The sequence below is a fragment of the Enterobacter nematophilus genome, from assembly GCF_026344075.1.
Lineage (GTDB): Bacteria > Pseudomonadota > Gammaproteobacteria > Enterobacterales > Enterobacteriaceae > Enterobacter > Enterobacter nematophilus.
Genome location: NZ_JAPKNE010000001.1, coordinates 1,085,440 through 1,102,974 on the forward strand (window position 1 = coordinate 1,085,440; position 17,535 = coordinate 1,102,974).

The following is a 17,535-nucleotide window of genomic DNA, read 5'->3' on the forward strand; positions in this document are numbered from 1 at the left end:
AAAAAGCCGACCCGGATTCACACTCATCAGGAGTAAATATGATTACGCTGTGGGGCAGAAACAATTCGACCAACGTTAAGAAAGTGCTCTGGACGCTGGAGGAACTGGATTTACCGTTTAACCAAATCATGGCTGGCATGTCGTTCGGCGTGAACAAAGAGGCCGACTATCTGGCGATGAACCCGAACGGCATGGTGCCGCTGCTGCGCGATGACGAAACAGACGCGACGCTTTGGGAGTCCAACACCATTGTGCGTTACCTCGCCGCCCAGTACGGTCTTGGCCGACTGTGGGTTGAAAACCCGGCGCAGCGCGCGCAGGGTGAGAAGTGGATGGACTGGGCGAACCAGACGCTTTCACCCACCCACCGCGTGATCCTGATGGGGTTAGTCAGAACCCCTGAAGCCGAGCGCGACTACCCCGCTATTCATGCCGCGCAGGATGCCTGCGAAAACCTGTTTGCCATGATGGATGACGAACTGGCCAAGCACGCCTGGTTCTCCGGCGAGGCGTTCGGCGTGGGCGATATCGCCGTAGCGCCGTTCGTCTGGAACCTGACTAACCTCGGTCTGAAATGGACGCCGCGCCCTAACCTTGACCGCTGGCTTAAGCAGCTTAGCGAGCGCCCGGCGTACCGTAACGTGGTGATGATCCCGGTTACCTGATTACGCACCGGACGGGCTGACTTTTAACAGCTGCCCGTCCGTTTCGTCGGTCAGGACATACAGATAGCCATCCGGCCCCACCCGCACGTCGCGAATACGTTGCTCCCGATCGCCCAGGATCCGCCCGTCCTCCGTAACCTTATTGCCGTCCACGCTCAGCACGATCACGTCCTTTTCCTTCAGCGCCCCAATAAACAGCTTGTTTTTCCACTGCGGGAACACGTCGCTGTTGTAGAACGCCATGCCGCTGACCGCGGGCGACACTTTCCAGACAAACAGCGGCTTTTCTGCGCCCTCAACGTGCTCGCCTTTGGCTTCCGGAATTTTCAGCCCGCTGTAGTTGATGCCGTGCGTCGCCAGCGGCCAGCCGTAATTTTTGCCCTTCTCCGGGACGTTGATTTCATCCCCGCCGCGCGGGCCATGCTCGTTCAGCCACAGCGTGTCGCTCCACGGGTTCATCGCCATCCCCTGCGGGTTACGAATGCCGTAGGACCAGATTTCAGGCCGCGCGCCGGAGGTGTTCACAAAGGGGTTATCCTCAGGGATTTTGCCGTCTTCGGTGAGGCGCACCACTTTACCCTGCAGCTTGTCCAGATCCTGCGCCGTCGGGCGCTGGTTGTTCTCGCCGAGTCCGATAAAGAGATACCCTTTGCCGTCGAACACCAGTCGCCCACCAAAATGGTTACCGGTAGAGAGTTTCGGCATCTGGCGGAACACCACCTGGAATCCCTCGATGCGGGAAAGATCGTCGCTCAGGCGGCCATAGCCCACCGCCGTTCCGGCCTTGCCGTCATGCCCGGCTTCGGCGTAGCTCAGCCAGACGCGGCGCGACTTTTCAAAATCCGGTGCCAGCACCACGTCCAGCAGTCCTCCTTGGCCGTTCGCCCACACCTTCGGTACGCCGACAATGGGATCGGAAAGCCCTTTCCCGGCCTGCCAGCGCTTGAGCTGCCCGCCCTTAAGCGTGACCAGTAAACCATCGTTGCCCGGCAGGAACGCCATCGACCAGGGGTGATCGAGTCGGTTTTGCAGCACCTCAACCTTTACCGCCTCTGGCGCAGCAAGAAGCGAAAACGGAATGAACAATGCAGGCAGGAAAATCAACGAGGATCGAGGCATAACGCGCTCCTTTTTCGGCATATGGCATAAAGATTAGCCATTACCTCCGGGCGCGTTACCACTTTTACAAAAGCTTAATCAGATGGGGGGAGTTGCCTCCCCCCGAACTCAGTGCTGTGCAAGCGTCTCGTGCTTGTTAAGACACATGATGCAAAGAGAGAGCGTTGTCAGGCAGTTTTCAAGCTTCTCCGCGTTAACAGCGATAAAATTCGGGCAGTCGTGGCGTCCGTTCATCAAACATACCCCTGCAATGGAGAGCACCTCAGCGGCGCGACGCAGCGCCATCAGCTCGCATTCATCGTATTCCGCCTTCAGGGTCGGTGCTTTTTCACGCATGAAATTACACAGTTCAAACAGATTATCACGCAGATGTTCGCTTTCGCTGACTGACATATAGCCCTTTGCCTTCCTGAGCTGCAGATAGGCGGCCAGGTCGATGCGGGCGTTGATCAGCTTGTTAAGCAGATCGCGTTTCAGTCTGTCAACGGACATGCTATTTCCTCCTCTGTCAGCCATGTTGCACATTCAGAATAAGTTCATTTTTTGTACAGTTTAATGCCTGAGATCAATTATTCTTAACCGATTAACATTATTTACAATGTTACAACCTCTACCCGGCCCATCCGGCTTGCAAAGAGTGTATAAATCCCACGCGATACGCTGTAAAATCCCGCCCTGATAACTCCATAATTGATGAATTTTTAACCTATGAGCAATGTTACGCACCAGCCGAAAATCGGCTTCGTCTCCCTGGGCTGCCCGAAAAACCTGGTGGATTCCGAACGCATCCTGACCGAACTGCGCACCGAAGGCTATGACGTGGTGCCAAGCTACGACAACGCCGATATGGTGATCGTTAACACCTGCGGCTTTATCGACAGCGCGGTGCAGGAGTCACTGGAAGCCATCGGTGAAGCCCTGACGGAAAACGGCAAAGTGATTGTTACCGGCTGCCTGGGCGCGAAAGTGGACCAAATCCGCGAAGTGCACCCGAAGGTGCTGGAGATCACCGGCCCGCACAGCTACGAGCAGGTGCTGGAACATGTTCATCACTACGTGCCAAAACCAAAGCACAACCCCTTCCTGAGCCTGGTGCCGGAACAGGGCGTGAAGCTGACGCCGCGTCACTACGCCTACCTGAAAATTTCCGAAGGCTGCAACCATCGCTGCACCTTCTGCATCATCCCGTCCATGCGTGGCGATCTGGTGAGCCGTCCGATTGGCGAAGTGCTGGCGGAAGCTAAACGTCTGGCCGATGCGGGCGTGAAGGAGCTGCTGGTGATTTCCCAGGATACCTCGGCCTACGGCGTGGACGTCAAGCACCGCTCCGGGTTCCACAACGGCGAGCCGGTGAAAACCAGCATGGTCGGCCTGTGCGAGCAGCTGGCTAAGCTCGGTATCTGGACGCGACTGCACTACGTCTACCCTTACCCGCACGTTGACGACGTGATCCCGCTGATGGCGGAAGGCAAAATCCTGCCGTATCTGGATATCCCGCTGCAGCACGCCAGCCCGCGTATCCTCAAGCTGATGAAGCGTCCTGGCTCCGTTGACCGCCAGCTGGCGCGCATCAAGCAGTGGCGCGAGATCTGCCCGGAACTGACCCTGCGCTCCACCTTCATCGTCGGCTTCCCGGGTGAAACCGAAGAAGATTTCCAGATGCTGCTCGACTTCCTGAAAGAAGCCCGCCTGGACCGCGTAGGCTGCTTCAAGTACAGCCCGGTAGAAGGCGCAACCGCCAACGAGCTGGCGGATCAGGTGCCGGAAGAGGTGAAAGAAGAGCGCTGGAACCGTTTCATGCAGCTGCAGCAGCAGATCTCTGCCGAGCGTCTGCAGGAGAAAGTGGGCCGTGAGATCATGGTTATCGTTGACGAGGTGGACGAAGAAGGCGCGATTGGCCGCAGCATGGCGGATGCCCCCGAAATCGACGGCGCGGTGTACCTGAACGGCGAAACCAACGTTAAGCCGGGTGATATTATTCGCGTGAAGGTTGAAAACGCGGATGAATATGACCTGTGGGGTAGCCGGGTTTAATCTCACCCCTCTGTTGTAGGCCGGGTAAGGCGTAGCCGCCACCCGGCACATTTCACTGCACTACCCCTTAATCCTCGGATCCAGCGCATCGCGCAGTCCGTCCCCCAGCAGGTTAAACGCCAGCACGGTCAGGAAAATCGCCAGGCTCGGGAAGATCGCCACGTGTGGCGCAATCACCATATCCGCCCTCGCCTCGTTCAGCATCGCGCCCCACTCCGGCGTCGGAGGCTGCGCCCCTAACCCCAGAAACGACAGGCTCGCCGCCGAAATAATCGACACGCCGATACGCATGGTGAAATAGACTACGATGGACGATACAGTCCCCGGCAGGATATGGCTGAACAGGATGGTAGCATCGCTGGCCCCCATGCTGCGGGCGGACTCGATAAACGTCTGCTGCTTGAGCACCAGCGTGTTGCCGCGCACCAGACGGGCGAATGCCGGAATCGAAAAGACCGCCACTGCGATAATCACGTTCGCCATACCGCTCCCCATGATCGCCACCACGGCAATCGCCAGCAGAATGCCGGGAAAGGCAAACAGCACGTCGCAGATGCGCATGATGATGCGGTCCCACCAGCCTTCGTAATACCCGGCGACGAGCCCCAGCACGGTACCAATAGCCGCGCCGATCAGCACCGCGACCACCCCGGCGGCGAGAGAAATCTGCGCCCCCACCAGCACGCGGCTGAAGATATCGCGGCCGAGTGAATCCACGCCGAACCAGTGCAGCATTGAGGGGCCGTCGTTCAGGCGGTCGTAGTCAAAGTAGTTTTCCGCATCAAACGGCGCTACCCACGGCGCAACGATCGCCACCGCAATCAGCACCAGCACGAACAGCCCCGCCGCCATCGCGACCGGCTGACGGCGAAAACGTCGCCAGAATTCGGACCACGGCGTGCGGACATGCTCCGGTTTCAGCCCCGGCATCGCGTTCAAAACGGCCTGACGCCGCCAGTTCAACAATCGCATCTTACTTATACCTGATGGCCGGGTTAATGGCGGCGTAGAGCACGTCCACCACTAAGTTGATAAGAATAAACTCCAGCGAGAAAAGCAGGACTTCCGCCTGAATCACCGGGTAGTCGCGCATCTCTACGGAATCGACCAGCAGGCGCCCCAGCCCCGGCCAGTTGAAGACCTTTTCCACGACGATAGAGCCACCCAGCAGGAAACCAAACTGCAGCCCCATCATCGTCACCACCGGGATCATCGCATTGCGGAACCCATGCTTGAGAATGACCCACTTCTCGCTGACCCCTTTCGCCCGCGCGGTGCGGATATAATCTTCGCTCAGCACGTCCACGAACGAGGCGCGGGTAAAGCGCGCCATCACCGCCGACACGGCAGCGCCCAGCGTCATGGAGGGCAGAATGTAATGCTTCCAGGTATCGGCCCCGACGGTCGGCAGCCAGCCCAGCTCGACGGAGAAGATCTGCATCAGCAGCATCCCCAGCGCGAACGCCGGGAAGGAGATGCCTGTCACCGCCAGCGCCATGCCGAGCTTGTCCGGCCAGCGGTTGCGCCAGACGGCCGCAATAATCCCCGCGCCAAGCCCAAACACCACCGCCCAGCCCATGCTGGCAATCGTTAACCAGAACGTCGGCATAAAGCGGCTGGCAATCTCCTCCGACACCGGACGCCGCGACACCATTGAGATACCAAAGTCGCCCTGCAGAACGTTGCACATATAGTGCAGAAACTGCATATACAGCGGCTGGTCGAGGCCCAGCTGTTTACGCACCAGCTCAATGACGGTGGCATCCGCCTCTGGCCCTGCAACCAGGCGCGCCGGATCGCCCGGCAGCATATGGACAAACAAAAACACCAGCACCGCCACTATCAGCAGCGTCGGGATAAGCCCCAGCAGGCGTTTACAAACATAATTCAGCATGAGGTTTATTTTAGATCCGCATCGTCAAAGCTAAAGCCGGTGTCCGGCATGATGTAGAACCCGGTCAGCGCTTTGTTATGGGCTGAGACCAGTTTCTCCACCACCAGCGGCACCCACGGTGACTCTTTCCAGATAATGTCCTGCGCGTCTTTGTAGAGGCGGGCTTTTTCTTCCGGTTTGGTCGTCTTCAGGGCATCGGCCAGGTCTTTATCGACCTGCGGATTGCTGTAAAACGCGGTGTTGAACAGGGTTGGCGGCCAGTTCTGCGAAGCAAACAGCGGCGATAGCGCCCAGTCGGCTTCCCCGGTCGAGGCCGTCCAGCCGGTGTAGAACATCCGCACGCCGCTCTCTTTCTGCCCTTTCCCCTCAACCTCTGCCGCACGCTGTCCGGCATCCATCGCGGTGACCTGCGCCTTAATTCCCACCTGCGCCAGCTGCTGCTGGGTGAACTGCAGCACCTTCTGGGCGGTACTGTGATTATGCGACGACCACAGCGTGGTGCTGAAGCCGTTCGGGAAACCCGCCTCTTTCAGCAGCTCGCGCGCTTTGGCCGGATCGTACGGCCACGGCTGATAGCTTTGCGCATAGGCGATGGCCGGGGGCAGCACGCCGGTCGCCGGGGTGGCATAGCCGGCAAAAGCAACCTTCACCAGCGCCTGACGGTTAATGGCGTAGTTGATGGCTTCACGCACCTTCGGGTTATCGAACGGCTTCTGCGTGACGTTCATGCTGATGTAACGCTGCATGATAGACGGGCTGGCAACCAGCTCCAGCTTGCTGTTTTTCTGCAATATCGCGGCCTGCTCGTACGGGATCGGGAAGGCAAACTGTGCCTCGCCGGTTTGCAGCATCGCCGCGCGGGTGTTGTTGTCCACCACCGGGCGCCAGGTGATGGTGTCCAGCTTCGGCAGCCCATTTTGCCAGTATCCCGCGAATTTTTTCACCTTCACGAAATCGGTCTGGTTCCAGGTGAGCAGCTCGTACGGCCCGGTTCCCACCGGGTGGAAGCCGATCTCTTTACCGTACTTTTTCAGCGCGGCGGGCGAGATCATCGCCGTCGCCGGATGCGCCAGGATATTGATAAACGCGGAGAATGGCTCTTTCAGGGTGATTTTTACCGTCGCCGGGTCGACGACCTCGGTGCTGGCGATATTTTTATACAGGTTATAGCGCTTGAGGCTGTTTTGAGGATTGCTGGCACGGTCGAGGTTGACCTTTACCGCCTCCGCATTGAAATCTGTCCCGTCCTGGAACTTCACGCCGGAACGGAGCTTGATGGTATAAACCAGCCCGTCGTCGGAAACGGTGTACCCCTCCGCCAGCACGTTTTTCAGCTTCATCTCTTTGTCGAGGCCAAACAGCCCCTGATAGAACGATTTCGCCACCGCCTGGGAGAGCGTGTCGTTGGCGTCGTACGGATCGAGCGTGGTGAAGTTGGAGCCGACGGCAACCACCACATCTTTGGCGGCGAACGCGGGGGCAGCGGCCAGGGCTGCCGTCACGCTCGCGGCTAACAACCATCTACGCGCTACAAATGTAACCATTGTGTTCTCCTGCCTGTTGTAAGTTATAACCGTGAGAAGGCATTGTCCTGGCGCGGGGGAGCCACGAAGTGGCCCGGACCAACCTCACGCAGCGTGACGCGCTCCATGGCCTCACCGCGTTTACGTATGTTGCTCGGCATCTCATCCTGCAGCAGCACGCGCTGGCCGTGGCGGTGCGCGGGATCGGCAACCGGGACCGCCGCAATAAGCTTGCGGGTGTAAGGGTGCTGCGGGTTCTCGAACACCGCCCTTCGCGGGCCAATCTCCACGATTTGCCCCATAAACATCACCGCCACGCGGTGGCTGATGCGCTCGACCACCGCCATATCGTGCGAGATAAACAGGAAGGCAATCCCCATATCCCGCTGTAAATCCAGCAACAGGTTGATGATTTGCGCTCGGATCGAGACATCCAGCGCCGAGACGGACTCATCGGCAATCACCACCTTCGGGTTCAGCGCCAGCGCGCGGGCGATGCAGATACGCTGCCGCTGCCCGCCGGAAAACTCGTGTGGATAACGCCAGGCGTGTTCCGGCTTCAGGCCAACGCGCTCCAGCAGCCAGGCAACGCGACGCTGCGCCGCCTCGCCGTCGAGCAGGTTATGCACCCGCAGCGGCTCCATAATTGAGTACCCTACCGTATGGCGCGGGTCGAGAGAGGCATACGGATCCTGGAAGATAAACTGAATATCCCGGCGGACCGCCTGTAATTTATTATCCGGCAGGGTGTCGATACGTTCCCCATTAAAGGTTATCGTCCCCTCCTGCGTCTCCACGAGCCTGAGCAGCGCCCGCCCGGTGGTGGATTTCCCGCAGCCGGACTCCCCTACCAGCGCCAGCGTTTCACCCGGCCAGAGATCGAAACTGACGTTTTCCACCGCATGCACTTCGCGCTTCAGGCGGTTGAAAATTCCGCTGCGCAGCGGAAAGCGGGTTACCAGATTGCGCACTTCAAGTATCGGTTTGCCCGGCACCACGGTGTCCTGCTCGCGTTCATCCTCCTGCGGCTCTGTCGCCTCCAGGGAAATCAGCGGAAAACGGCGCGGCAAATCGCTGCCGTTCATCGCCCCAAGGCGCGGCACCGCCGCCAGCAGCGCTTTGGTGTAAGGATGCACGGGGGCATGGAAAATCTGCTCGACCGCACCGGTTTCCACAGCATTGCCCTTGTGCATCACCAGCACCCGATCGGCAATGTCAGCCACTACGCCCATATCGTGGGTGATGAAAATCACCCCCATCTCCATCTCCTGCTGCAGCACTTTGATGAGCTGCAGGATCTGCGCCTGAATCGTCACGTCCAGCGCCGTCGTCGGCTCATCGGCGATCAGCACCGCCGGACGGCATGAGAGCGCCATGGCAATCATCACCCGCTGGCGCATGCCGCCGGAAAGCTGATGCGGGTAGCGCCCCAGAATGGCCTGCGCCTCCGGAATGCGCACCAGCTCCAGCATCCGTCGGGCCTCTTTGAGTGCCTCATCGCCGCTCAGCCCCTGATGCAGCCGGATGGATTCGGCAATTTGCTCCCCGACCGGGAAAACCGGGTTGAGCGAGGTCATCGGCTCCTGGAAGATCATCGCGATATCCGCCCCGCGCACGCCCTGCATCTGCGCGTCGCTTAGCTCGTTTAAATCGATGACCTGACGGTTACGGCGGCGCAGGAGCATTTTCTCGCTGCTGATTTGCCCGCCCGTCTGTTCCAGCAGGCGCATCAGCGCCAGCGCGGTGACCGATTTACCGGAACCGGACTCGCCGACAATCGCCAGCGTCTCGCCGCGCCTGAGCGAGAACGATAAATTCTGTACTGCGGGGATGAACTGCCGCTCTTCCTGAAACGCAATATTCAGCTGATGGACAGCCAGCACCTCGCGGTTGTCCAGTTCTTCAGTGTGCGGCACGTGCTGCCCCCTTATTCACGATAGATGCCCGTGCTCGGCTCATCACCGGCGTAACCCCAGGCGCGATACATCCCTTCGCTGTTGAACGGCAGGGCCACGTTGCCCTCACGATCGACCGCAATCAGCCCGCCGACGCCGCCCAGGGCAGGTAATTTTTCCATCACCACCCGCTCGCAGGCCTCGCTCAGGCTTAAACCGCCGTAATCCATCAGCGCGGTGATATCGTAGGCCGCGAGGGCGCGAATAAACACTTCCCCGGTACCGGTACAGGACACCGCCGCCGTGGCGTTATTGGCATAGCAGCCCGCGCCGGGCAGCGGGCTGTCGCCGACGCGTCCGGGGAGCTTGTTGGTCATGCCGCCCGTTGACGTGGCCGCCGCGAGGTTGCCGGCTTTATCAAGCGCCACCGCGCCGACCGTGCCCATTTTGGTGGTTTCATCCAGCGGCGCAGCATGGTCAAGCTGCGTCATGCCCGCCGTACGGGCTTCCAGCAGCTGCTGATAGCGTTCTTCCGTGGAAAACAGCTCCGGCGATACCGGTTCCATTCCGTGCTCAAAGGCAAATTTTTCCGCCCCGGCGCCCGCCAGCAGAACGTGCGGGCTCTCCTCCATCACCAGACGCGCCGCCAGCACCGGATTTCGCAGATGGCTCACGCCCGCCACGGCGCCCGCCTTCAGGGTGACGCCGTCCATCACGCAGGCGTCCAGCTCGTGGGTTTCATCCCGGGTAAAGACCGAACCGATTCCGGCATTAAAGAGCGGACACTCTTCCAGCAGACGCACCGCCTCGGTGACCACATCCAGCGCGCTCTCGCCCGCTTCCAGCATTTTCTGGCCCGTTTCCACAATGGCGTACAGCGCGTCAATGTAGCGTTTTTCCTGCTCGGGACTGAGCTGTGCACGGGTGATTGCCCCTGCGCCGCCATGAATTGCGATTACCGCATTAACCATTCGCATCACCCGTTAGCCTGATTCGCGGCTTTTTCTATAAATATCATTATCGTCGATGAAACTTCAGATGATTTTTGAATATAGAAAGACGCAACAGTGATGTAAAGCGTACACCCATCGGGTCATACAGTTAGCCGCACTTTTCTGCCATAATGGACGCTTTCGTTGTTACTCCGCAGGAGCCCACCATGGATTTTACCGCCGGACTGATGCCGCTTGAGACGGCACTCTCGCAGATGCTTGACCGTATTTCTCCGCTGCATGACGTTGAGACGCTGCCGCTTGTGCGCTGTTTTGGTCGTATTGCCGCGCGCGATATCGTCTCGCCGATGAACGTGCCGGGGTTCGATAACTCCGCGATGGACGGTTACGCGGTGCGCCTGGCGGATCTCCAGACGGGCAACGCCCTGCCGGTGGCGGGTAAAGCGTTTGCGGGCCAGCCGTTTAGCGGCGAATGGCCGGCGGGCACCTGCGTGCGCATCATGACCGGCGCGCCGGTACCGTCTGGCTGCGACGCCGTGGTGATGCAGGAAGAGACCGAACAGACCGACGACGGGGTGCGTTTTACCGCCAGCGTCAAAGCGGGTCAGAATATCCGCCGTACCGGCGAAGATATCACCCTTGGCGCAACGGTCTTTGCCGCCGGGCAGAAGCTGACGGCAGGTGAACTGCCGGTGCTGGCGTCGCTCGGCATCGCCGAAGTCGACGTTGTCCGTAAGGTCCGCGTTGCCGTTTTCTCCACCGGCGACGAGCTGCAGCTTCCGGGCCAGCCGCTGCAGGATGGTCAGATTTACGATACCAACCGTCTGGCGGTGCACCTGATGCTGGAGCAGCTGGGCTGCGAGGTGATTAACCTCGGCATTATTCCAGACGATCCGGAAAAACTGCGCGCCGCGTTTATCGAGGCGGATAATGTCGCCGATGTGGTCATCAGCTCCGGCGGCGTATCGGTTGGCGAAGCGGATTACACCAAAACCCTTCTTGAAGAGCTGGGCGAAATCGCCTTCTGGAAGCTGGCGATCAAGCCGGGTAAACCGTTCGCCTTCGGCAAGCTTCCGCACAGCTGGTTCTGCGGCCTGCCGGGTAACCCGGTCTCTGCGGCACTCACCTTCTACCAGCTGGCGATCCCGCTGCTGGCGAAGCTTTCCGGCAACAAAGCCAGCCCGCTACCGGAACGCCTGCGCGTGCGTGCCGCCACGCGTCTGAAAAAATCACCGGGTCGCCTCGATTTCCAGCGCGGCATTCTGGCGCGCAACGCGGACGGCGAGCTTGAAGTGAGCACCACCGGCCACCAGGGCTCGCACATTTTCAGCTCCTTCAGCCAGGGCAACTGCTTTATCGTGCTGGAGCGCGAGCGCGGCAGCGTGGAAGCAGGTGAATGGGTTGAGGTCGAGCGCTTTAACCACCTTTTCGGAGGCTAACATGACGGTGGAGCTGAGCGACCAGGAGATGATGCGCTACAACCGCCAGATCGTGCTGCGCGGGTTTGACTTTGAGGGCCAGGAAGCGCTTAAGGCAGCCAATGTGCTGGTCGTCGGTCTCGGCGGGCTGGGCTGCGCCGCCGCGCAGTACCTTGTCGCAGCGGGCGTGGGCCGCATGACGCTGCTGGATTTCGATACCGTGTCGGTGTCCAACCTGCAGCGCCAGACGCTGCACTGCGACGCGACGGTGGGCCAGCCGAAAGTGGAATCCGCCCGCACGGCGCTGGCGCGCATTAACCCTTATTGTGAATTCACCCTGATTGACGCGATGCTGGATGACGACGCGCTGTCCGCGCAGATTGCGCAGCACGACCTGGTGCTGGACTGCACCGACAACGTGGCGATTCGTAACCAGCTGAACGCGGGCTGTTTTACCCATAAAACGCCGCTGGTTTCCGGCGCGGCCATCCGCATGGAGGGGCAAATCAGCGTCTTTACCTACGCCGACGGTGAACCCTGCTACCGCTGCCTGAGCCGCCTGTTCGGCGAGAACGCGCTAACCTGCGTCGAGGCGGGCGTGATGGCGCCGCTCGTTGGCGTAATTGGTTCGTTACAGGCGATGGAAGCGATCAAAGTCCTGGCGCACTACGGCACGCCTGCCGCGGGAAAAATCGTGATGTATGACGCGATGACCTGCCAGTTCCGCGAGATGAAGCTGATGCGTAATCCGGGGTGTGAGGTTTGTGGAGGTTAAAACAAACGGCAACCTTCAGGTTGCCGTTTTAGTGTTTGCTCCCTCTCCCTGTGGGAGAGGGTTGGGGTGAGGGCATCAGGCCGCACCCATCAAATCGACGTCCGTCCAAACGCCCCCTGCCAGTCCTGCTCAAACTTCACGATCGCCGCATCCACCGCAGGGGAAGTAATAAACTGCTGCGCCACGTCCAGCGGCAGCGTGATGGACTCGCACCCTGCCAGCAGGCAGTCCAGCGCCTGACGCGGGGTCTTGAAGCTCGCGGCCAGCACCTTTGACTGCGGCGCGTGCAGCGTCAATAGCTGCTGCAGCTCAATCACGGTTTGAATCCCGTCCCCGCCCTGCGCGTCCACGCGGTTGACGTAAGGGGCGACATACTCTGCTCCCGCCAGGGCGGACAGCATCCCCTGCGCGGCGCCGTACACCGCCGTGCCCAGCGTCGGGATCCCTTCCGCTTTCAGCATTTTAATGGCCGCCAGCCCTTCCGCGGTCACCGGCACCTTCACCACCAGGTCGTTAATGATGGCGCGCAGCTTGCGCGCGTCTTCCACCATCTCTTCGGCGGTGGTTGCCATTACCTGGGCAAACAGACGGCCCTTACCGCCCATCGCGTCGTGCAGCGCGGGCAGCAGCTCGTCGAGCGGCGTTTTACCTGCCGCCACAATGCTTGGGTTGGTGGTCACGCCCGCCAGCGGGAAGATACGCGCCAGCTTTTTGACTGCCGCAACGTCAGATGTGTCGAGATAAAGTTCCATGATGTCACCCTCAAAATTAGCCTGCACTTACCCTATCACGATAAAACCTGCTCAAGAGTTGACCTGCATCAAGATAACTTTCATTCGAAAGTAATTTAATCTTCATATGCAACTTGAGGGCAAAAGTATGATCTTCAATATTCAGCGTTACTCCACTCACGACGGCCCCGGTATTCGAACCGTGGTGTTCCTGAAAGGCTGCTCGCTGGGCTGTCGCTGGTGCCAGAACCCGGAAAGCCGCTCCCGCAGCCGGGACGTGCTGTTTGACGCACGCCTGTGTCTGGAAGGCTGCGACCTGTGCCAGCAGGCGGCGCCGGGCTGTATCGAACGCGCGCTCAATGGCCTGGTTATCCACCGCGAAAAGCTGAGTGAAGAGACGCTTAATGCCCTCACCGACTGCTGCCCGACGCAGGCGCTTACCGTCTGCGGTGAAGAGCAGCAGGTGGACGAGATAATGGCCACCGTGCTGCGCGACAAACCTTTCTACGACCGCAGCGGCGGCGGGATCACCCTCTCCGGCGGCGAACCGTTTATGAACCCGGCGCTGGCGCACGCCCTGTTTAAGGCCAGCCACGAACAGGGGATCCACACCGCCGTGGAAACCTGCCTTCACGTGCCGTGGCACTATATTGAGCCGTCATTACCGTACGTCGATCTGTTCCTCGCCGACCTGAAGCACGTCGACGGTGAAGTGTTCAAGCAGTGGACGGACGGCTCGGCTAAGCGGATCCTGGACAACCTGAAGCGCCTCTCCGCAGCCGGGAAAAAGATCACCATTCGCGTGCCGCTCATCCAGGGCTTTAACGCTGATGAAGCGTCCATCACTGCCATTACCAACTTCGCCGCCGATGAACTTGGCGTCGACGATATTCATTTTCTGCCATATCACACGCTGGGCATGAACAAATACAACCTGCTCGGCCAACCCTACTCTGCCCCTGACAAACCGCTGGATAACCCTGCCCTGCTGGACTTCGCGCAGCAGTACGCCTGCCAGAAAGGGTTAACCGCGACCTTACGAGGATAAACCTATGACCACCCTGAATCTCAACACCCTCAGCGAACGTATTAAAGCGCATAAAATGGCGCTGGTGCATATCGTTAAGCCGCCGGTCTGCACCGAGCGCGCGCAGCATTACACCGAAATGTACCAGCAGCACATGGACAAGCCGATCCCGGTGCGTCGCGCCCTGGCGCTGGCGCATCACCTGGCGGAACGCACCATCTGGATCAAGCACGACGAGCTGATTATCGGCAACCAGGCAAGCGAAGTGCGCGCCGCGCCGATTTTCCCGGAATACACCGTCTCCTGGATTGAGAAAGAGATTGACGATCTGGCGGACCGTCCGGGCGCGGGCTTTGCGGTGAGCGAAGAGAACAAGCGCGTGCTGCATGAAATCTGCCCGTGGTGGCGCGGCCAGACGGTGCAGGACCGCTGCTACGGCATGTTCACCGACGAGCAGAAAGGCCTGCTGGAAACTGGCATCATCAAAGCCGAAGGCAATATGACCTCCGGTGACGCGCACCTGGCGGTGAACTTCCCGCTGGTGCTGGAAAAAGGTCTCGACGGCCTGCGCGCCAAGGTGGCCGAGCGCCGCTCGCGCATCAACCTGACGGTGCTGGAAGACCTGCACGGCGATCAGTTCCTGAAGGCAATTGATATCGTGCTGGCAGCCGTCAGCCTGCACATCAAACGCTTTGCAGACCTGGCGCGTGAAATGGCGTCTACGGAAACCCGCGAAAGCCGCCGCGACGAGCTGCTGGCGATGGCGGAAAACTGCGACGTGATTGCCCACGAGCCGCCAAAAACCTTCTGGCAGGCGCTGCAGCTGTGCTACTTCATTCAGCTGATCCTGCAGATTGAGTCCAACGGCCACTCCGTCTCCTTCGCGCGTATGGACCAATACTTGTACCCGTTCTACCGCCGCGACGTGGAGCTGGACCAGAGCCTGGACCGCGAGCACGCCATCGAGCTGCTGCACAGCTGCTGGCTGAAGCTGCTGGAAGTGAACAAGATCCGCTCCGGCTCGCACTCCAAGGCCTCAGCCGGCAGCCCGCTGTACCAGAACGTCACCATCGGCGGCCAGAAGCTGGTCAACGGTGAGCCGATGGACGCGGTGAACCCGCTCTCCTACGCGATTCTGGAGTCCTGCGGTCGCCTGCGCTCCACCCAGCCGAACCTGAGCGTGCGCTACCACGCGGGCATGAGCAACGACTTCCTCGACGCCTGCGTGCAGGTGATCCGCTGCGGCTTCGGCATGCCGGCGTTCAACAACGATGAAATCGTGATCCCGGAATTCATCAAGCTCGGCGTTGAACGCGACGACGCCTATGACTACGCGGCCATCGGCTGTATCGAAACCGCGGTGGGCGGCAAGTGGGGCTACCGCTGCACCGGCATGAGCTTTATCAACTTTGCCCGCGTGATGCTCGCCGCGCTGGAAGGCGGCCGCGACGCCACCAGCGGCAAGGTGTTCCTGCCGCAGGAGAAAGCGCTCTCTGCCGGCAACTTCGATAACTTCGAGGAAGTGATGGCGGCGTGGGACAGCCAGATCCGCTACTACACCCGCAAATCCATCGAGATCGAGTACGTGGTGGACACCATGCTGGAGGAGAACGTCCACGACATTCTCTGCTCGGCGCTGGTGGACGACTGCATCGAACGTGCGAAAAGCATCAAGCAGGGCGGCGCGAAGTATGACTGGGTTTCCGGCCTGCAGGTGGGTATCGCCAACCTTGGCAACAGCCTGGCGGCGGTGAAAAAGCTGGTGTTTGAGCAGGGCGCTATCGGTCAGCAGCAGCTGGCGGCGGCGCTGGCGGATGACTTCGACGGGCTGACCCACGAGCAGCTGCGCCAGCGCCTGATCAACGGCGCGCCGAAGTACGGCAACGACGACGACAGCGTGGACATGCTGCTGACGCGCGCCTACCAGACCTACATTGAGGAGCTGAAGCAGTACCACAACCCGCGCTACGGCCGCGGCCCGATTGGCGGTAACTACTACGCGGGCACGTCATCTATCTCCGCCAACGTGCCGTTTGGCGCGGCAACGATGGCGACCCCGGACGGACGTAAGGCGCATACCCCGCTGGCGGAAGGGGCAAGCCCGGCCTCCGGTACGGACCACCTCGGCCCGACGGCGGTGATCGGCTCGGTCGGTAAACTGCCTACCGAGGCGATCCTGGGCGGCGTGCTGCTAAACCAGAAGCTGAACCCGTCGACGCTGGAAAACGACAGCGATCGCCAGAAGCTGATGGTGCTGCTGCGTACCTTCTTTGAGGTGCATAAGGGCTGGCATATTCAGTACAACATCGTCTCCCGCGAAACGCTGCTGGAAGCGAAAAAACACCCGGACCAGTACCGCGACCTGGTCGTGCGCGTGGCGGGTTACTCGGCGTTCTTCACCGCCCTGTCGCCGGATGCGCAGGACGATATCATTGCGCGTACTGAGCATACGCTGTAGCAATCAATCCCCTCTCCCACGGTGAGAGGGAGAAAACACTAAAAACGGCAACCTCGTTGCCGTTTTGCTTTTACTTTCGAATGAAATTAAATTTGTGCTCCCCGTCACCTTGTTATTAGAATGTTTCAAAACGCAGTGACCCAGGAGCACAGTATGACCGTTAAAGTTATCGTCACCGATATGGACGGAACTTTCCTTGATGATGCCAAGCAGTACGATCGTGACCGCTTCCAGGCACAGTTTGAGCAGCTTAAATCCCGCGATATCGAATTCGTTGTCGCCAGCGGCAACCAGTATTACCAGCTCATCTCCTTCTTCCCCGAGCTGAAAGACCAGATCTCCTTCGTGGCGGAAAACGGCGCGCTGGTGTTCGACCACGGCGAACAGGTGTTCCACGGCGAGCTGACCCGCCATGAGTCGCAGATCGTTATTGGCGAACTGCTGAAAGACAAAGGGCTGAACTTTGTAGCCTGCGGTCTGGAGAGCGCCTACGTGAGCGACAAAGCCCCGGACGCCTTCGTGGCGCTGATGTCAAAGCACTATCACCGGCTAAAGCGCATCAGCGATTACCGCGAAATCGACGACGTGCTATTTAAGTTCTCCCTGAACCTGCCGGACAGCGATATCCCGAACCTGGTCGATAAACTGCACGTCTCCCTGGACGGCATCATGAAGCCTGTCACCAGCGGCTTTGGTTTTGTCGATTTGATTATCCCCGGCCTGCACAAAGCCAACGGCATTAGCCGCCTGCTGAAACGCTGGAAAATCTCCCCACAGGAGTGCGTCGGCATTGGCGACAGCGGCAACGATGCCGAGATGCTGAAGCTGGTAAAATACTCTTTTGCCATGGGCAACGCGGCGCAGAGCATTAAAGAAATCAGCCGCTACAGCACCGACGACAACAACCATCAGGGCGCGCTGAACGTGATTCAAGCCGTGCTCGACAACCACTCTCCTTTCGACGTCTGATCCTTTCCTCGCCGGAGCCTCGCTCCGGCCTCTCACTCTTTTTCCGTCCTGTGGCTTGCGTCAAGTTTTTAAAC

Annotated in this window: 15 protein-coding genes; 7 read left to right on the forward strand and 8 right to left on the reverse strand. The window is 59.7% G+C overall.

Going from position 1 to position 17,535, the window contains the following annotated elements:
• Positions 1–38: 38 nt before the first annotated feature.
• The gene (locus OSH03_RS05165; protein ID WP_266178454.1) at positions 39–665 is read left to right on the forward strand and encodes a glutathione S-transferase family protein; all 627 of its coding nucleotides are present in this window, start codon (positions 39–41) and stop codon (positions 663–665) included.
• Here OSH03_RS05165 and OSH03_RS05170 read toward each other — a convergent pair whose 3' ends face one another.
• Both OSH03_RS05170 and bssR read right to left on the reverse strand, forming a co-directional pair.
• Complete coding sequence (locus tag OSH03_RS05170) at positions 666–1,784, reverse strand: PQQ-dependent sugar dehydrogenase (RefSeq protein ID WP_266178455.1); 1,119 nt, start codon at positions 1,782–1,784, stop codon at positions 666–668.
• A 108-nt stretch (positions 1,785–1,892) separates the two neighbouring features.
• On the reverse strand, positions 1,893–2,276 hold the full coding sequence (gene bssR / locus OSH03_RS05175) for a biofilm formation regulator BssR (protein ID WP_028012482.1): 384 nt from the start codon (positions 2,274–2,276) through the stop codon (positions 1,893–1,895).
• A gap of 216 nt (positions 2,277–2,492) precedes the next feature.
• On the opposite strand from bssR, the gene rimO reads away from it, so the two are divergent.
• A complete protein-coding gene (gene rimO, locus OSH03_RS05180; RefSeq protein ID WP_061098768.1) occupies positions 2,493–3,818 on the forward strand; it encodes a 30S ribosomal protein S12 methylthiotransferase RimO in 1,326 nt (441 codons plus the stop codon).
• Positions 3,819–3,878: 60 nt separating this feature from the next.
• Here rimO and gsiD read toward each other — a convergent pair whose 3' ends face one another.
• Genes gsiD through iaaA form a run of 5 tightly spaced genes read right to left on the reverse strand, consistent with a single transcriptional unit; the run spans position 3,879 to position 10,101 of the window.
• On the reverse strand, positions 3,879–4,790 hold the full coding sequence (gsiD, locus tag OSH03_RS05185; RefSeq protein ID WP_061098769.1) for a glutathione ABC transporter permease GsiD: 912 nt from the start codon (positions 4,788–4,790) through the stop codon (positions 3,879–3,881).
• Position 4,791: 1 nt separating this feature from the next.
• Positions 4,792–5,712, reverse strand: a complete 921-nt coding sequence (gsiC, locus tag OSH03_RS05190; RefSeq protein WP_061098770.1) for a glutathione ABC transporter permease GsiC — start codon at positions 5,710–5,712, stop codon at positions 4,792–4,794.
• Between the two features lie 5 nt (positions 5,713–5,717).
• Positions 5,718–7,256 carry a glutathione ABC transporter substrate-binding protein GsiB gene (gsiB, locus tag OSH03_RS05195; RefSeq protein WP_266178456.1) on the reverse strand — a complete coding sequence of 513 codons (1,539 nt, stop codon included), beginning with the start codon at positions 7,254–7,256 and terminating at the stop codon, positions 5,718–5,720.
• 23 nt (positions 7,257–7,279) lie between these two features.
• Positions 7,280–9,151 (reverse strand): glutathione ABC transporter ATP-binding protein GsiA, encoded by a 1,872-nt coding sequence (gene gsiA, locus OSH03_RS05200; protein ID WP_266178457.1) that lies wholly within the window; start codon positions 9,149–9,151, stop codon positions 7,280–7,282.
• Between the two features lie 11 nt (positions 9,152–9,162).
• Positions 9,163–10,101: a beta-aspartyl-peptidase gene (gene iaaA / locus OSH03_RS05205; protein ID WP_061099689.1), complete on the reverse strand. Its 939-nt coding sequence runs from the start codon at positions 10,099–10,101 to the stop codon at positions 9,163–9,165.
• Positions 10,102–10,289: 188 nt separating this feature from the next.
• Here iaaA and moeA point away from each other — a divergent pair, with 188 nt between their 5' ends.
• Positions 10,290–11,522: a molybdopterin molybdotransferase MoeA gene (moeA, locus tag OSH03_RS05210; RefSeq protein ID WP_266178458.1), complete on the forward strand. Its 1,233-nt coding sequence runs from the start codon at positions 10,290–10,292 to the stop codon at positions 11,520–11,522.
• 1 nt (position 11,523) lies between these two features.
• Positions 11,524–12,276: a molybdopterin-synthase adenylyltransferase MoeB gene (gene moeB, locus OSH03_RS05215; RefSeq protein ID WP_253541335.1), complete on the forward strand. Its 753-nt coding sequence runs from the start codon at positions 11,524–11,526 to the stop codon at positions 12,274–12,276.
• A gap of 89 nt (positions 12,277–12,365) precedes the next feature.
• Here the strand turns inward: moeB and fsa are convergent, their stop codons facing one another.
• Positions 12,366–13,028: a fructose-6-phosphate aldolase gene (gene fsa / locus OSH03_RS05220; protein ID WP_266178459.1), complete on the reverse strand. Its 663-nt coding sequence runs from the start codon at positions 13,026–13,028 to the stop codon at positions 12,366–12,368.
• Positions 13,029–13,155: 127 nt separating this feature from the next.
• Here fsa and OSH03_RS05225 point away from each other — a divergent pair, with 127 nt between their 5' ends.
• From OSH03_RS05225 to OSH03_RS05235, 3 genes are all read left to right on the forward strand, one after another.
• The gene (locus tag OSH03_RS05225; RefSeq protein WP_266178460.1) at positions 13,156–14,055 is read left to right on the forward strand and encodes a glycyl-radical enzyme activating protein; all 900 of its coding nucleotides are present in this window, start codon (positions 13,156–13,158) and stop codon (positions 14,053–14,055) included.
• Positions 14,056–14,059: 4 nt separating this feature from the next.
• Positions 14,060–16,492, forward strand: coding sequence for a formate C-acetyltransferase/glycerol dehydratase family glycyl radical enzyme (locus tag OSH03_RS05230; RefSeq protein ID WP_266178461.1), 2,433 nt, complete (start codon positions 14,060–14,062; stop codon positions 16,490–16,492).
• A 153-nt stretch (positions 16,493–16,645) separates the two neighbouring features.
• Entirely contained in the window at positions 16,646–17,461 is an 816-nt protein-coding gene (locus OSH03_RS05235; RefSeq protein ID WP_061098778.1) for a Cof-type HAD-IIB family hydrolase, read from the forward strand.
• Positions 17,462–17,535: the final 74 nt, after the last annotated feature.

Coding starts and splice junctions, on each gene's coding strand:
- moeB (WP_253541335.1), top strand. CDS start 11,524: ATGACGGTGGAGCTGAGCGACCAGGAGATGATGCGCTACAACCGCCAG.
- OSH03_RS05225 (WP_266178460.1), top strand. CDS start 13,156: ATGATCTTCAATATTCAGCGTTACTCCACTCACGACGGCCCCGGTATT.
- rimO (WP_061098768.1), top strand. CDS start 2,493: ATGAGCAATGTTACGCACCAGCCGAAAATCGGCTTCGTCTCCCTGGGC.
- OSH03_RS05235 (WP_061098778.1), top strand. CDS start 16,646: ATGACCGTTAAAGTTATCGTCACCGATATGGACGGAACTTTCCTTGAT.
- OSH03_RS05230 (WP_266178461.1), top strand. CDS start 14,060: ATGACCACCCTGAATCTCAACACCCTCAGCGAACGTATTAAAGCGCAT.
- gsiC (WP_061098770.1), bottom strand. CDS start 5,712: ATGCTGAATTATGTTTGTAAACGCCTGCTGGGGCTTATCCCGACGCTG.
- fsa (WP_266178459.1), bottom strand. CDS start 13,028: ATGGAACTTTATCTCGACACATCTGACGTTGCGGCAGTCAAAAAGCTG.
- gsiB (WP_266178456.1), bottom strand. CDS start 7,256: ATGGTTACATTTGTAGCGCGTAGATGGTTGTTAGCCGCGAGCGTGACG.
- moeA (WP_266178458.1), top strand. CDS start 10,290: ATGGATTTTACCGCCGGACTGATGCCGCTTGAGACGGCACTCTCGCAG.
- OSH03_RS05165 (WP_266178454.1), top strand. CDS start 39: ATGATTACGCTGTGGGGCAGAAACAATTCGACCAACGTTAAGAAAGTG.
- OSH03_RS05170 (WP_266178455.1), bottom strand. CDS start 1,784: ATGCCTCGATCCTCGTTGATTTTCCTGCCTGCATTGTTCATTCCGTTT.
- gsiD (WP_061098769.1), bottom strand. CDS start 4,790: ATGCGATTGTTGAACTGGCGGCGTCAGGCCGTTTTGAACGCGATGCCG.
- iaaA (WP_061099689.1), bottom strand. CDS start 10,101: ATGGTTAATGCGGTAATCGCAATTCATGGCGGCGCAGGGGCAATCACC.
- bssR (WP_028012482.1), bottom strand. CDS start 2,276: ATGTCCGTTGACAGACTGAAACGCGATCTGCTTAACAAGCTGATCAAC.